General features: G+C 64.1%; 13 protein-coding genes and 1 pseudogene. 8 read left to right on the top strand and 6 right to left on the bottom strand.

Annotated features, from left to right (window positions below):
* Positions 1–24 precede the first annotated feature (24 nt).
* The 3 genes from BLS11_RS03980 to BLS11_RS19275 all read left to right on the top strand — a co-directional run bounded on the left by BLS11_RS03980 (position 25) and on the right by BLS11_RS19275 (position 2,646).
* Positions 25–1,137 carry an NAD(P)-dependent alcohol dehydrogenase gene (locus BLS11_RS03980; RefSeq protein ID WP_092533254.1) on the top strand — a complete coding sequence of 371 codons (1,113 nt, stop codon included), beginning with the start codon at positions 25–27 and terminating at the stop codon, positions 1,135–1,137.
* Positions 1,138–1,370: 233 nt separating this feature from the next.
* Positions 1,371–1,919, top strand: a complete 549-nt coding sequence (locus BLS11_RS03975) for a hypothetical protein (protein ID WP_139172761.1) — start codon at positions 1,371–1,373, stop codon at positions 1,917–1,919.
* 562 nt (positions 1,920–2,481) lie between these two features.
* Entirely contained in the window at positions 2,482–2,646 is a 165-nt protein-coding gene (locus BLS11_RS19275; protein ID WP_175454369.1) for a DUF7838 family putative zinc beta-ribbon protein, read from the top strand.
* Between the two features lie 21 nt (positions 2,647–2,667).
* Here the strand turns inward: BLS11_RS19275 and gcvPB are convergent, their stop codons facing one another.
* From gcvPB to gcvT, 4 genes are read right to left on the bottom strand one after another with little or no spacing between them, the layout of a single operon-like run.
* Positions 2,668–4,095, bottom strand: a complete 1,428-nt coding sequence (gene gcvPB, locus BLS11_RS03960; protein ID WP_092533242.1) for an aminomethyl-transferring glycine dehydrogenase subunit GcvPB — start codon at positions 4,093–4,095, stop codon at positions 2,668–2,670.
* Positions 4,095–5,417, bottom strand: a complete 1,323-nt coding sequence (gene gcvPA, locus BLS11_RS03955) for an aminomethyl-transferring glycine dehydrogenase subunit GcvPA (protein ID WP_092533239.1) — start codon at positions 5,415–5,417, stop codon at positions 4,095–4,097. Before gcvPA ends, gcvPB begins: the two co-directional genes overlap by 1 nt.
* On the bottom strand, positions 5,414–5,794 hold the full coding sequence (gcvH, locus tag BLS11_RS03950) for a glycine cleavage system protein GcvH (protein ID WP_092533236.1): 381 nt from the start codon (positions 5,792–5,794) through the stop codon (positions 5,414–5,416). The genes gcvPA and gcvH overlap by 4 nt, the downstream gene beginning before the upstream one ends.
* On the bottom strand, positions 5,795–6,883 hold the full coding sequence (gcvT, locus tag BLS11_RS03945; protein ID WP_092533233.1) for a glycine cleavage system aminomethyltransferase GcvT: 1,089 nt from the start codon (positions 6,881–6,883) through the stop codon (positions 5,795–5,797).
* Positions 6,884–7,267: 384 nt separating this feature from the next.
* Between gcvT and BLS11_RS03940 the strand changes: the two genes are divergently transcribed.
* The 3 genes from BLS11_RS03940 (at position 7,268) to BLS11_RS03930 (ending at position 10,028) form a co-directional block, all read left to right on the top strand.
* The gene (locus BLS11_RS03940; protein WP_092533230.1) at positions 7,268–7,954 is read left to right on the top strand and encodes a helix-turn-helix domain-containing protein; all 687 of its coding nucleotides are present in this window, start codon (positions 7,268–7,270) and stop codon (positions 7,952–7,954) included.
* 110 nt (positions 7,955–8,064) lie between these two features.
* The gene (locus BLS11_RS03935; RefSeq protein ID WP_175454368.1) at positions 8,065–9,114 is read left to right on the top strand and encodes an ABC transporter ATP-binding protein; all 1,050 of its coding nucleotides are present in this window, start codon (positions 8,065–8,067) and stop codon (positions 9,112–9,114) included.
* On the top strand, positions 9,111–10,028 hold the full coding sequence (locus tag BLS11_RS03930; protein WP_092533224.1) for an ABC transporter permease: 918 nt from the start codon (positions 9,111–9,113) through the stop codon (positions 10,026–10,028). Before BLS11_RS03935 ends, BLS11_RS03930 begins: the two co-directional genes overlap by 4 nt.
* Positions 10,029–10,277: 249 nt before the next feature.
* On the opposite strand, the gene ggt is transcribed toward BLS11_RS03930, so the two are convergent.
* The gene (ggt, locus tag BLS11_RS03925) at positions 10,278–12,182 is read right to left on the bottom strand and encodes a gamma-glutamyltransferase (protein WP_092533221.1); all 1,905 of its coding nucleotides are present in this window, start codon (positions 12,180–12,182) and stop codon (positions 10,278–10,280) included.
* A gap of 281 nt (positions 12,183–12,463) precedes the next feature.
* Positions 12,464–13,614, bottom strand: a pseudogene (locus BLS11_RS03920) (ABC transporter substrate-binding protein).
* Between the two features lie 240 nt (positions 13,615–13,854).
* On the opposite strand from BLS11_RS03920, the gene BLS11_RS03915 reads away from it, so the two are divergent.
* Positions 13,855–14,205 carry a DUF7344 domain-containing protein gene (locus BLS11_RS03915; RefSeq protein WP_092533218.1) on the top strand — a complete coding sequence of 117 codons (351 nt, stop codon included), beginning with the start codon at positions 13,855–13,857 and terminating at the stop codon, positions 14,203–14,205.
* A 72-nt stretch (positions 14,206–14,277) separates the two neighbouring features.
* Entirely contained in the window at positions 14,278–14,922 is a 645-nt protein-coding gene (locus tag BLS11_RS03910) for a helix-turn-helix domain-containing protein (protein WP_092533215.1), read from the top strand.
* Positions 14,923–14,934 lie beyond the last annotated feature (12 nt).

The following is a 14,934-nucleotide window of genomic DNA, read 5'->3' as shown; positions in this document are numbered from 1 at the left end:
AGCATACTGAAGGTTGATTGACACATGGAGATCGAAGCCGCGGTAGTCGAAGAAGAGGGGGGACCGTTCGACATCGAGACCGTAGAACTGGACGACCCGCAGGCGAACGAAGTCGTCGTCCGCGTCGTCGGGGCCGGCGTCTGCCACACGGACATGATCGTCCGCGACCAGTGGTATCCGACGCCGCTTCCGGCGGTCCTCGGGCACGAAGGCTCCGGCGTCGTCGAAGAGGTGGGAGCGAACGTCGCGTCGGTCGAACCGGGCGACCGCGTCGTCATGAGTTTCGACGCCGACGGACGCTGCCCCAGTTGCCGAGACGGACACCCCGCGTACTGCGAGCACTTCTACGAATACAACTTCGGCGGCGCGCGACCGGAGGACGGTACGTCCCCGATTTCGCGCGACGGCGAGGAGATAAGCGGCCGATTCTTCGGCCAGTCGTCGTTCGCCACCCACGCCGTCGCCACCGAGCGAAACGTCGTCCCCGTCGAAGACGACGTTCCCTTGGAACTGCTGGGGCCGTTGGGGTGCGGCATCCAAACCGGTGCGGGAGCGGTCATCAACTCGCTGGACCCGCAGGCGGGGTCGTCCATCGTCGTCTTCGGCGCGGGGTCGGTCGGTCTCTCGGCGGTCATGGCCGCGGATATCAAGGGCTGTACCGACGTCGTCGTCGTCGAACTCCGGGAGAACCGCCTCGAAAAGGCGGCCGCCCTCGGTGCGACCGAGACGGTGAACCCCGACGACGTAGACGACGTCGTCGAAACGGTCCGACAGGTGACCGACGGGGGAGTCGAGTACGCCCTCGAAACGACCGGCGTCACCGACGTCGCCGAACAGGCCGTCGAGACGCTCACCCAACGCGGGACGCTCGGAATCGCCGGTGCGCCGCCGTTGGGTGCCGAAGCGAGTTTCGACGTGAACGACCTCATCCTCAACGGTCGCTCCGTCACCGGAATCGTCGAGGGCGACTCCTCGCCGCGGGAGTTCATCCCGGACCTCGTCGAGTTGTACCGACAGGGGAAGTTCCCCTTCGACGAACTCGTGACGTACTACGACTTCGAGGAGATAGAGCAGGCCGTCGAAGACTCCGAGAACGGCGACGCCATCAAGCCGGTTCTCCGGGTCAGCGAACCGTAACGGAGGCGTCTCGGTACGCTCCGGGACGTTCGTCGTCGCGTTCTTCGGTACGGTCGGAGCGAGCTACCTCGGGACGAAGCTGGCCGTTCGCTCGTACCACGAAGGTATAGAACCGAATCCGTTCGAGTTCGCACCCGGCGTCGAGGACAGACGGAGAGACGACTGAGAGTGCGCTCCGTGTCCACGACGTGGCAGTAGAAAAGCACTTATCGAGAGTGCGTATTCACTGAGTGATGAGCCCTCCAGTATCCCGCCGCGAGGTGCTGGCCGTCAGTTCCATCGCCGGTATCGGCTGCCTCGCCGGCTGTCACGGGTGGACGAGTTCTGTGGCCCTTAGTAGGTCGGACGAGAGCGAAACCGACGAGGGCGACGACTCCCTCGGACTCGTCTACTCGAAGAGTCGTACATCGTTCCCGAGTGAGGGGGAGACTCACAGCGGGTGGGTTCACATCGTGAGCGACGGCGAGTCCGCGGATTTGACGTTCGACGTGAGGCTCTGTAGCGAGTTGGGAGACGTCGAACCTGAGTTGACCCGTTCTGTCGCGAACGAGTTCGTCTTGAGATTCACCGTTACGTCCGGATTCAGTAGCGAAACGTCGTCCGGCGGAAAGACCGGGGAATCGCGATGCGGTTCCGTCACTCACCTCGTCGGCGGAGCAGACGTACCGAGCGACTGGGAAACGCTCACCGTCGCGGTGAACGACGTCGAAATCCAGACGATCGAGCGGTCGGGAACGATGCCGGAACTTCGACCGCTTCCGGACCCAGTGCGCCCTCGATAGCGTCGACAAACAGCGTCAGAGCCGCCCTGCCGAGACCTGCTCGACTCTGCACACCCTCAGCGGATGGCTTCGATGCGAACCCCAACCAGAGATACATAGAGGAAGTAAGTACTTGCAGTGCGAGGACGGTGTTGGTGTATGACCACATCCTCGCTCGGCCCCGCCGATAAAGCGACTCGGACGGCCGGAGTGATGCGCCAACTTCTAGGTACGATCGTACTGTGGGGACTCTTCTGGTTCGTTTTAACGGCGAGGCTCCAGCCCCGATTCTCCGGGACTCTCAGCTACCTCCACGTTACGAGTCCACTCGCCCTCAGTGTCGGTAGCGTCTTCCTCTGGAGAGCCTTTCTTGCGTACAGAGAATCCGGCCGGTAACTTCGCTCGCTCTCCTGATCGGCCATTTCGAGCCAGCCTATACCGTAGACAGAGCACGCGCCGAACTCGTCCTCCGAGGTTGTATACGAAGCACCCTTTCATTCCGTATCGCAAAATGCGATATACGCTCCGGGAGGTCACCGTTCGAATCAGTATCTTCAACTTGGCGCGTCGCGGAACGTGCGATATGAGTCTCGAGATGGAGTACGACTGCCCCGAGTGCGACAACAGCCAGTTCTGGCGGACGGCCTACACGGAGCTTCACCTCGGAGAGAAGACGAAGTGGCGCTGTAGCGAGTGCGGCTACGGCTTCATCAACATCAACGACGGCATCTCCACCGCGGACGCGTAAGCCGCGAAAAAGTCGGGTTCTCTACTCTTCTTCGGCGTCGAGCGCGTGCCACGAGAGTCGCGGGTTCCGCGCGGCGCTGGCTTGGTCGATGCGGCGCGCCGCCGTCCGCGAGGGCGCGTCTTCGAGTTCCTCCTCGGAGTCGGCGAGCGATTCGTTGAACGCGCGCGCCAAGTCGTCCAGGGAGTCGCGGTTCTCGACTTCGGTCGGTTCGGTCAGCATCGCCTCGGGGACGAACTCGGGCCACTTCGTCGTCGGCGGGTGGACGCCGTAGTCGAGCATCCGCTTGGCCACGTCCGCGGCGTCTCTCTCGCCCGCCGTCGCGGCGAACTCGTGGTGGAACGGGCCGTACGGCACCTCCAAGTCCACCTGCTCTGCGAGGTAGTTCGCGTTGAGGACGGCCTTCGCGCTGGCGTCCGCCAACCCCTCGTCGCCGAGACGAGCGATGTAGGCGTACGCCTTCACGAGAACCAGCCAGTTGCCCGCGTAGCCGTGCACCTTGCCGACCGACCGCTCGGGTTCGTACAGTTCGTACGACCCGCCGCGTTCGCGGACGTGCGGACTCGGGAGGAACTCCGCCAGTTCCTCGACGACGCCGACCGGTCCCGCGCCGGGGCCGCCGCCGCCGTGCGGCGTCGCGAACGTCTTGTGGACGTTGTAGTGCATGATGTCGAACCCCATGTCGCCCGGGCGCCCCCGTCCCAACAGGGCGTTGAGGTTCGCGCCGTCGTAGTAGAGCAGTCCACCGGCGTCGTGGACCATCTCCGCGATTTCGACGATGTCTCGCTCGAACAGTCCCACCGTGTTCGGGTTGGTGAGCATCAGCGCGGCGGTGTCCTCGGAGACGGCGGCGTCGAGGGCCTCCACGTCCACGCGGCCGTCCTCCCCGGAGGGGAGTTCGACCACGTCGTACCCCGCCATCGCGGCGGTGGCGAAGTTCGTCCCGTGCGCGGAGGCGGGGACGATGACCTCGCTCCGGTCGTTGCCGTTGGCCTCGTGGTACGCTTTCGCGACGAGGATGCCCGCGAACTCGCCTGCCGCACCCGCGGGCGGTTGGAGCGTCACGGCGTCCATGCCGCCGATTCGACCGAGGTAGTCCTGTAAGTCGGACAGGAGTTCGAGCGTTCCCTGCGAACTCCGGGCCGACCGGTCGGGGTGAATCGCCGCGTTCGGGTCGGCGGCCACGTCCTCGGTGAACGAGGGGTTGTACTTCATCGTGCACGACCCCAAGGGGTACGGCCCCGTCTCGACGCTCCAGTTCATCTGCGAGAGGCGCGTGTAGTGGCGGGCCAGTTCGGGTTCGGACAGTTCGGGCAGTTCCACCGAGTCGCGCGTCAGGTCGTCGGGGAGGGGCGAGTCCTCCTCGTCTATCTCGACGCGCGTCGAGTTCTTCTCCGAGAGGAGCGGTTCGTACACGTCCTCGCGGGCGTAGCGTGCTTGGTCGAAATCCATCAGAGAACCTCCTCGAACGCCGAAACGAGGGCGTCCGTCTTCGAGGCGTTCAGGTCGGTGACGCAGACTTGCAGGCGGTGCTCGCCGACGACGTGGACGGCGAACCCCTCCGCTTCGAGGTCCGAGGCGATGGCCTTCGCGGGTTGGTCCACGTGGACGACGAACTCGCGGAAGTGGTGTCCGTCGTGGACGGGCGCGCGAACGCCCTTCAGGCCGTCTAACTCGGCGGCCAGCGACTCGGCGTCGGTGACGCACCGCTTCGCGAGGTCAACGAGGCCCGACGGGCCGAGGTACGCGGCGTGCATCGCCGTCCGCAGGGCCACCCACGCCTGATTCGTACAGATGTTCGAGGTGGCCCGCTCCTTGCGAATGTGCTGTTCGCGCGTCTGCAGCGTCAGGGTGTACGCGCGCTTATCTGCGGCGTCTTCGCTCGCGCCGACGAGGCGGCCCGGCACCTGCCGGAGGAACTCCTCGCGGGTGGCGAACAGGCCGAGTCCCATGCCGTAACTCGTCGGCATGCCGAGGGCGTCCGCCTCGCCGACGACCACGTCGGCGCCGACGGACGCGGGTTCTTCCAGCAGTGCGAGGGCCACGATATCCGTCCCGAGACAGAACAGCGCACCGCTGTCGTCGGAGATATCGCCGATCTCTGCGAGGCGCGGTTCGATGCTCCCGCGGACCGTCGGATTCTCGGCGTACACCATCGCAACGTCCTCGTCCACCTGCGCTTCGAGGGCGTCGATATCGACGGTGCCGTCGTCCATCGGGTACGTCTCGACGTCGAGGTCGGTTCCGGCGACGTAGTTGTCGAGGACGCGGCGTTTGCCCTCGCGGAGAATCTCGGGGACGAGGACGCGTTCGCCGGAGACGCGGCGGGCGCGCCCGGCGAGTCGCGCCGCCTCCGCGAGTGCGGTGGCGTCGTCGTACATCGAGCAGTTGGCCACCGGCAGGCCCGTCAGTTCGACGAGCATCGACTGGTATTCGAAGAGGACCTGCAGGAACCCCTGCGTTATCTCCGGTTGGTACTGCGTGTAGGAGGTGAGAAACTCCGACCGCCGCGAGAGATCGTCCACGAGGGACGGAACGTAGTGGGAGTGGTGGCCGCGGCCGAGGAACTCCGTCAGGTCGTCGTTCTTCGCCAGCGTGGTCGCTATCTCCCGTCGAACGTCACGCTCGCGGCGAGCCTCGATGCCGAACTCGCCGTCGAAGCGGACCGCCTCCGGGATGTCGAAGAGGTCCTCCTCGCTCTCTGCGCCGACGGCGGCGAGCATCTCCTTCGTCTCCGCGTCCGTGTGCGGCGCGTAGGGGCTTCCCCGCGTCATTCGGTCTGCTCGCGGTACTCCTCGGGCGAGAGCAACTCGTCGAACCCTTCCCCCTCGGTCACCTCGACCTTCAGCATCCACCCGTCGCCGTACGGGTCGTCGTTGACGTACTCGGGGTGGTCGAACAGGTCGTCGTTGACCTCCACGACGGTGCCCGAGACGGGCGAATACAGGTCGGAGACGGCTTTGATGCTCTCGACGACGCCGAACTCCTCGCCCCGCGCGACGTCGTCGCCCTCGTCGGGTAGTTCGACGTAGACGACGTCGCCCAGTTCGTCCTGCGCGAAGTCGGTGATGCCGACGGTCGCGGTATCGCCGTCGGTGGTCGCGTACTCGTGCGATTCAAGGTACTTTCTGTCTTCGGGAACTTCGAACATTTACTTATCCTCCAGGAAAGGTGGTGTGACGGTTTTCGCGCGCTTCTCTTCGCCGCGGACGACGACGCCGACCTTCGACCCGGGGGTCGCGCGTTCGACCGGAACGTATCCGAGGGCGATGGACTCGCCCAGCGTCGGACTCATCGTCCCGGAGGTGACGCGACCGATTACGTCGCCGTCCCCGTCGGTCACGTCGTACCCGTGGCGGGCGATGCCGCGGTCCAACAGCTTCACGCCGACGAACTTCTCCTCGACGCCCTCCGCCTCGACGCGTTCGAGGGCGTCTCTCCCGACGAACTCCGTGTCGAGTTTCACCGTGAAGCCGACGCCCGCCTCGTAGGGGTTCCGCGGTTCCTCCTCGGGGTCGAAATCCTGCCCCGAGAGGAGAAAGCCCATCTCGATGCGGAGGGTGTCGCGGGCCCCGAGGCCGCAGGGCTGGCAGTCGAACGCCTCCCAGACGGTCTCGGCGTCCTCCCACGGGCAGAGTATCTCGAACCCGTCTTCGCCCGTGTAGCCGGTTCGGGCGACCCACGACCGGACGCCCGCGACGTCGGCGTAGGCGGCCTCGAACTTCGAGAGGTCGGAGACGCCCCCGTCGGCCGCCTCCACCACGAGGCCCGGCGCGTCCGGGCCTTGGACGGCGAACATCGCCCACTCGTCGGTGACGTTGCGGACGGTCGCGTCGAGGTCCCACTCGTCGCGGTACTCCGTCCACCGCCCGTACATCTCCTCGTCGTGGCCCGCGTTCGGGACGAAGAGGTACGTCTCCTCCTCGGGGAGGCGGTAGACCACGGTGTCGTCGAGAATCGTCCCCTCGTCGTCGGTTATCATCGCGTACTGCGAGTCGCCCGGCGAGAGGTTCGTCACGTCGTTCGTCGTCAGCCGTTGCATCAGCGTCGTCGCGTCGGGGCCGGACACCTCTAACTCCCCCATGTGGGAGACGTCGAAGATGCCCGCCGACTCGCGAACCGACGCGTGTTCGTCTCTGATAGAGTCGAACTCCACCGGCATGTCCCACCCGCCGAACTCCGTGAACTTCGCGTCGCGCGCGGCGTGTACCTCGCGTAACGGCGGTTTGCGAAGGGCCATGGTATCAGGTTGGCACGCGACAAGTAATGCTTTGGTATGCCGGAGGCGGGACTCTCCGCCGGGCTGACAGTGTGGGTAAACTGAATAACGCGATATGAAATCCCCATCCTGCTGTTGCGGAGGTACCTCTCCGATGTACAGGCGTCACGGCGAAGAAGAGTGAAAGAAGGGCTATCGAGGATAAGCGGGATGTCGTGGTAGCGGGCGATGTCCACGCCGACCGCGGCGGCCTCCCGAACCGCGTCGCGGATGTCGGCGAGGCGGCCTTCCCACGCGCGGTAGAGTATGAAAACACGTCGCAAACCGTCGGCAGTAGTCGAGTGGGAGACGGTTATCTGGCCACCATTCCAAGTTGTATATCTGTAGTAGCGAGTGTTGAGAGACATGGGCCTCATCGCCGAATACGAGATCACTTGCGAGCATCTCCCGCTCGTGACGGTTGCAGGAGACGTTCCAGAAGCGACGCTGGATGTCGAACTCCAGCCCAATCACGGCAATCGTCCGCCGTTTATCGTTCACGCGACGCATGAAACGCCCGCGTTGATCGAGCGAGCCTTCGAATCGTCGTCGTTCGTGGCGGAGTACACTCTGGTCGGACAGGCAGGCGAAACGTCTCGGTACCAGGTCTTGCCAGCTCTCGGGATGGACGCCCAACTCGGCGAACAGATCGAGGATCTCTCGAAGCTCCGCGCGCTCGCCACCACCGACTCCATCATCGAGCAGATCCGCGTCACGCCGACCGGCTGGATTCAATCCGGGTGGTTCACCGACAGGACAGTGTTGGACGAGTTTCGTACGTTCTGGCAGCGAAACGGTGAATTCTCCCTCCGGCGACTCACTTACGATGGGGAAGCCGAAAAAGCGGGAGACGGACTCACCGACCACCAGCGTGAGGCGCTCCGGATCGCCTACGAGATGGGCTACTTCGACATTCCGCGAACGGCGACGCTCGACGAGGTAGCCACCGAACTCGGGATCACCGCGTCGTCGGTCTCCGAGCGTCTCCGTCGGGCACAGACCTACCTCATCGAGACGACTGTTGCCTCCACGTGGCCACCGCTACCCGAGTGAGACCACCGGTTCTTCGACGGGGTATATAAACTGCCGCACGAATGAGAGACAGTCTTAGCGGGCAACTCTCCGAAGTATGAAATCCCGCTATGGAGTCGCAACCTCCCCGAATGCAGGCCGATAACTCGTGCCAGTCGAACGAAGAGCAACTCGCAATTAATGCGACCGACGTACACGTTACATACGAAGATGGTACGGAAGCCGTCTGCGGTGTCAACCTCGCTGTCGAGAAAGGCGAGTTCTTCGGCTTTCTGGGCCCGAACGGTGCCGGAAAGACGACCACTATCAAGACCCTCGTGACACTGCTCCGTCCGAATCAGGGTTCGGTGAGTATCAACGGATACGACGTCGAAACGGAGCCACAGGCAGTGTCCGAATCCATCGGCTACATGGCTCAAGAGACCAGCGTCGACGAGGAACTCACCGCGCGTGAGAACATTCGGTTCGCTTGTGAGGTGTACGGTGTCCCCGACTCAGAGCAAGATAAACGTATCGAGAGACTGCTCGATTTAGTCGGTCTCACAGACGTTGCCGACGAGCGAGCGGAGAACTACTCCGGCGGGATGAAAAAGCGACTGGACGCTGCCACCGTTCTCGTGCATCGACCGCCGCTGGTGTTCCTCGACGAACCGACGACCGGTCTCGACCCCGAAGCCAGAATGCGCCTTTGGAACTACTTCGAGCGACTCAACGAACGCGGAACGACGGTGTTTCTCACGACACAGTATCTCGAAGAAGTGGACCGGCTGTGTGACCGCCTGTCCGTGATTCAGGACGGTAAAATCGTCGCAACTGACACCCCGAGGGCGCTCAAATCGGCTGTCGGCGGCGATATTCTCGATCTGACGCTGGCGGACTCGTCCGAACAGGCGACTGAACGTGCAATAGAAGTAGTGCGTGAATCGGATGCCCTCGACACCGCGACTATCGAAACAACGGACGATGGATTCACCATCACAGCCGAAGGCGCTCGGGAGGCTGTGAGTAAACTCTTCGTCGCGCTGCACGAGGCTGACGTTGTCGTCACGGGATTCGATGTCCGGTCGCCCACGCTCGACGACGTGTTCCTTGCGCTCACCGGTGAGAGTCCGGAGGCATCTAACCGAGATGGGACGAACGAACGGAGCGCTACTGTCTCCGGACGGGGGACGACCGAATGAGCAACATCACCGACGAGGGCGATGTCGCGGGAAGCGACATCGCGCAAAAAGCTCCAGGGAACGGTTTCGCGGCGGACGTGCAGATCAGCGTCAAGCGGTGGCTCGTCAAGACGTCCCGGAACCCCTTCGTGACGTTCTCATCGCTGATCCAGCCGGTCATCTTCTTCGTGCTGATGGCCGAAGTCCTCGGCGCTGTTGTCGGCGGCGCACTCGCTCAGACGCTCGGTAGTGGCGTCGACTACATTACGTACCTCACCCCGGCTATCGTGATTCAGTCCGCGCTCGCTGCGGCTGCGGTCTCCGGTATCGGATTAGTCGACGACATGGACACGGGAATGTTCGAGAAACTCCTCGCTTCACCGATGGACCGGGGTGCAATGTTCCTCGGCAAAGTCCTGTCAGAGGTGGTCCGAATTGCCGCCCAGACCGCGATTATCCTGTTGCTTGGCTACGTGATGCTGTACCTTCAGTCAGGCGCGTCGGTCGGGAGCTACCTTCGGACGGGGGTGCTGGGTTTCGTTGGCGTCGTAGCGATTGCGGTGATATTCGGTGGCGCGTTCATGGCGTTCTCGAACATCGTCGCGCTCGTAACGCACGATCAAGAGGCGACGACCATGATCGCCAACCTTCTGACGTTCCCGCTGTTGTTCGTCTCTAGCGCGTTTGTCCCGCTCGAGGTTCTTCCGGGATGGATCCAGTCGGTTGCGGTGGTCAATCCTATCACCTACGGCGTCGACGGTGTCCGAGCGTTCATGCTCGGCCAGAATGTGATGACGGTGTTGAACGTGACGGCCTTCTCGGGCCCCTGGAATACGGTGATTCCTGCTGTCGCCGTTCTCGTCGGTTTCAACGTCGTTCTCGGCGGGATTGCCGTCCACTTGCTCAACGGCGCTTCCAAAGCCAAAGTCCAGTGAATACAGTCATTTCCCCTCCTCTCAACTGCGGAATCTCGTTGGAATACAAAAGCGACGACCGAGGTGGACGCTGAGGCGATAGAATCCTTTCTGTTAGCGGTTGTGGAGGTCGAAGACGACGTGACGGAGACGGCGCTCGACGGTTCCGGCGATACCTGAGGTTCCGTCTCGATCGCTCGGTAGAGAGAGTGTGCTCGCCGGACGAAGCGGAATACCCCCACCGCGAAAAGTCCGAGTCGCCGACGCCGCCTACGGCGACTTTGCGCACCCGTTCCGGCGCTTGTCCGCGACGCCGACGTACTCGCCGTCGTCCTCGATGCGGATGGACTGCGCGTTACCGATGGTCTCGACGACGGAGACGTCGTGGCCGGCGGCGTTCAGTTCGTCGACGACGCCGTCGGGGACGCCGCCCTCGGCTTGGACCCACGTACCCGTGGCGGAGTAGACGCGCGGTTCCGCGACGGCCTCGTCGATGTCCATACCGAACTCCGCGACGTTGAGGAGAATCTGGGAGACGGTGTGGATGATGGACCACCCGCCGGGGGACCCGACCGTCAGGAAGGGGTCGCCGTCGCGCGTGACTATCGTCGGACTCGTACTGCTGAGGGGGCGCTTCTCGGGTTGAACCTCGTTCGGTCCGCCGGGTTCGGAGTCGAAGTCGGTGAGTTCGTTGTTGAGCATGAACCCCCGTCCGGGGACCATGATTCCCGACCCGAACAACTGCTCGATGGTGCTGGTCCACGAGACCAAGTTGCCGTCGGCGTCGGCCGTCGTGAAGTGCGTCGTCTGCCCGGACGGTTCCTCGGTGCCGGTCTTCTTCCCCTTGTTTCCGGAGGCGTTGCTGACGTTCTGGGCCTCCTCGACGTCTCTGGGACTCGTGTAGTACTGCCCGCCGGGTTGGTACGCGAACGGGTCGCCGGGTTCGCGCGTCGCCGCCGTCGCCTTCTTCGGGTCGATGATCTTTCGCCGTTCGTCGAGGTACTCCTCGTCGAGGAACCCCTGCCACGGGATGTCAACGAACTCCTCGTCGCCCAAGTACTCGTTTCGGTCGGCGAACGCGAGTTGGAACGCCTCTATCATCCGGTGGTAGACGTCGAACGACCGGCGGTCGTACTGCGCGAGGTCGAACGGTTCCAACAGCGAGAGAATCTGCCCGATGACGTACCCGCCGGAGGTCGGAGAGCGCATCGTCCGGACGGTGATGTCGTGCGCGTCGCCCTCGTAGGTGACGTGGACGGGGCGCGTAATCTCGACGTTGTACCGGCCGAGGTCGTCGACGGTCATGTTCCCGCCCGTCTTTCGGTACCGCGCCGCGCCTTGGACGGTCTCGGCGATGTCCTCCGCGATTTCGCCCTTGTAGAACGGGCCGATGCCCTCGTCGCGGATGGTGCGGAGAGTGTCGGCGAGGTCGGGTTGGGCGAGTTCGTCGCCCTCTTGGAGGGGGTCGCCGCCCGGCGCGAACACCTCCTTTGCGGTCGACGTGAACGACCCTTCCTCGACGTTGGCCGCGATCGAGTCCGCGAGGAACTCGTCGACGGTGACCGTCTCTCCGTCCGGCGCGGCCAGTTCGACGGCCGGTTCGATGAGTTCGCCGAGTTCCTTCGTTCCGAACCGCTTTACGGCCACGTCGGCGGCTTTCAGCGTTCCGGGGACGCCGACCGCCTTCCCGTTCGTGTGACGCTCTAAGAAGGGAACCTCCTCGCCCTGTTCGTTCAGGAACATGTCGGGCTGGGCCCCGAGGGGCGCACGCTCCCGGTTGTCGATGGCGATTATCTCGTCCTCCTCGGCGCTGTAGACGAGCATGAACCCGCCGCCGCCGATTCCCGAGGAGTGGGGCTGGACGACGTTGAGGGCGAACTGGACGGCGACCGCCGCGTCGACGGCGTTCCCGCCGTCCTTCAGAACCTCGACGCCCGCGTTCGTCGCCTGCCGGTGGACGCTCGAAACCATCCCGCCGCCTCCCTTCGCGACGGAGTTCGACTTCCCGCCGGTCGTTCCCACGGCGGTACCGGCCCCGGCCGGGAGCACGCCCGCCCCCAGTGCGACGCCCGAACCCCGCAGGAACGCCCGCTTCGTCGCCGTGAACCGCGCCGCCGTCTCGTCTGTCTCCGCGTCGTTCGATTCGTCCGCCGGACTCTCGTCGGATCGGTCCATGGCCCGTACCCTCGGCCAATTGTCATTAATATACCTCACAGTCCTCTGCGGTGGGAACTCCGTTCACGCGCAGAGTCCGACGACGGATTTATTGGGGAATTCGGAGCAGTCGAACGGCGACGGAGCTAAATCTGCCGAATCGGACGACAGTCTCTATTTCTACTATTTCCGGGCACGACATCCTCTCCGCGACGATCGTACGCTCGATTACGAGGGTCAGTTCCAATTTTTATATGAGTGTTCGCCCGCGACGCGGCGCTCTCAAGTCGACGCCGCGCCGGTCAGAACTCCCCGTTGACGATATCCGCGACTCGCTGTCGGTCGAACAGTCGCTCGTCGCCGAACTCCTCGGGGTAAAGGCCCTGCGCGGCCCGTTCGAGTTGGAACAGGTGGATGATCGGCCCCTGGTACGTGAGGCCGCCGTAGACGACGCGGTCGTTCTGCACCGCCGTGAGTTCGCTCGCCACGTCGTGGTTCCGGAGGTGCGAGGCGATGTTCTGCTCGAAGTACTCGTCGGTAATCTCGCCTTGGAGCCTGATGGCGAGGGCGTCGGGGTCTATCTCCAGAAGCGCCTCGTAGTCGATTGTGCCGCCGCCCGCCTGCGCGTCCGTGACGTCGTTCTCCGCGAGGGCGTCGCCGACGTTCAGGTCGTTCCACTGTTTCGATTGGGTGCCGTCGCCGACGAGGTACGGGTAGAACGACTCGGGCGGAACCTCGGCGGGGTAAAGCACCGCGATGTCGGGCGTCTCCTCGGGAAGCCGACTTTGGACGTCCGCGAGAACCTCGTCGTGGAGGGAGACGAACGCCTCGTAACGCTCCCGTTCCCGGAACACCGCCGCGACTTTCTCGAACGCCTCGTACAGCGTGTAGTCGGCGTAATCGTGCCACTCGTATACGCGCGAGAAGACGGTGTTCCCGAAGAACGGACCGACGTTCTCCGCGATTTCGTCGACGTCCTCCCGACTCCACCCGAGGCGGTTCACCATGAAGTTCGGGTCGGTGAGGTGGACGTCGGCGCCGAGTTCGTAGTACACCTCCTTGCCGGTGCCGTCCTGCCACAGTTGCGTGAGTTCGCTCTTGTCGACGGAGACGCCGGGGAGTTCCTCGTACAGGTGGGCGCCGTACCGGGCGCGGACGCCGACGGCGGCGAGGCCGTCGGCCCGCCCCAGTGCGACGCCCATGTCCGCGTAATCGCCGGTGTACGGAACCCACGTTTCGGGGACGGACTCGAACTCGACGGTGCCGACCGGTTCCATCGTCACCGAGTACGAGTCGTCCGCGGCCGTCGTCCCGTCTCGGCCGGCGTTTCGGACGGGTCGGCCCCGTTACCGCCGGTACACCCCGCGAGTAGGCCGCCACCGACGAGTGCGCCGCCGTACTTCACGTAGTCGCGCCGCGTCACCGTCTCGCGTCCGCGAGATTCAGGCCCCATACGATTTAGGCCAGCCTAAACGAACAAAGTCGTTTCGATTGTTAGGCCGGCCGAAAAAACCGACGCTGCCGGGCGAAAACGGTTCGTACCGGGCGCTCCGTCGGTCTCAGAGGTGGGGCGGAAGCCTCGAAACGGTCGCCGAGCGGCGGTGACGTGGTCGTTCTGGCGGTTCCGATTTCCCCGACTCCCTAAACAGTTTGGGCTCGCGCTCATTATCCTAGTACTACTACTACCGTGTAGATGAGCACCGAACCTACGTGGGGGCCTTCGACCTTCGTCGATTGCTCTACCGACTCTCTCTTCGACGTGCTGGCGGACGCTCGGCGGCGGTACGCGCTCGCGTACCTCCGCGAGAACGACGGGGAGGCGTCCTTCGACGAACTGGCGGACGCGGTTGCGACGCGGGAACGCGCCGAACGACCCGCCGCCGCCTCGGAGGACGTCGCTCTCTCGCTTCACCACCGTCACCTGCCGAAGCTCGAACAGGTCGGACTGACGGAGCGAACGGCGGACGTCGTCTCCCTGACCGAACGCGGCGGCTCCGCGCTCGAAACGTTACCCGGTGCCGCGGCCGACCCCGCCGACGACTGAAAACGTGCATGACTCAGCCCTCCACCACGGGAACGCGCTTCCGCAGAACGACCCCACCACAGCATAGATTCGATGACGATAGCAGAAGTTCACGTATCGCACCCGGACTTCGTGCTCGGACGCACGATAGAGGCCATGACGGAGGTGGAGATTCGACCGGAGACGCAGCCCGTTCAAGCGGGGGACGCGCTCGTGTTGTTCTTCAGCGTCGAGGGGAACTTCGAGGGGTTCGAGGAGGTGTTGGCCGCGGACCACACCGTGACCGACCCGCGCCTCGTCGCGGAACTGGAGGACCGGCGCATCTACCGGGTGCAGTTGACCGACCGGGCGAAGCTCGTCACGTACAAGCTGGCCGAACTCGGCATCTACCTGTCCGAGATTGCCCACGACGACGGGGGCTGGAGGTTCCGCGCACTCCTGCCCGATTTGGACTCGCTCACCGCGTTCCGGGAGTACTGCAAGGCGGAGAACATCACCTTCCGGGTGAAGGCGATGTACCAGAACGACCAAGCCGCGACGCGGGGCGGGTTCGGCCTGACGGACGGCCAGCGAGAGGCGCTGTTGCTGGCGTTCGACAGGGGGTACTTCAGCGACCCGCGCGAGATAACCCTGCAGGAACTCGCCGAGGAGATGGGTATCTCCTCGACCGCCTGCGGGAGACGCCTCAGACGGGCGTCGGAGCAGTTGATCGAGTCGACCGTGGTGTCCGAGAGATGACATAATTCGGTC

The sequence above is a fragment of the Halopelagius longus genome, from assembly GCF_900100875.1.
Lineage (GTDB): Archaea > Halobacteriota > Halobacteria > Halobacteriales > Haloferacaceae > Halopelagius > Halopelagius longus.
This window is presented reverse-complemented; position numbering and strand designations above follow the sequence as displayed.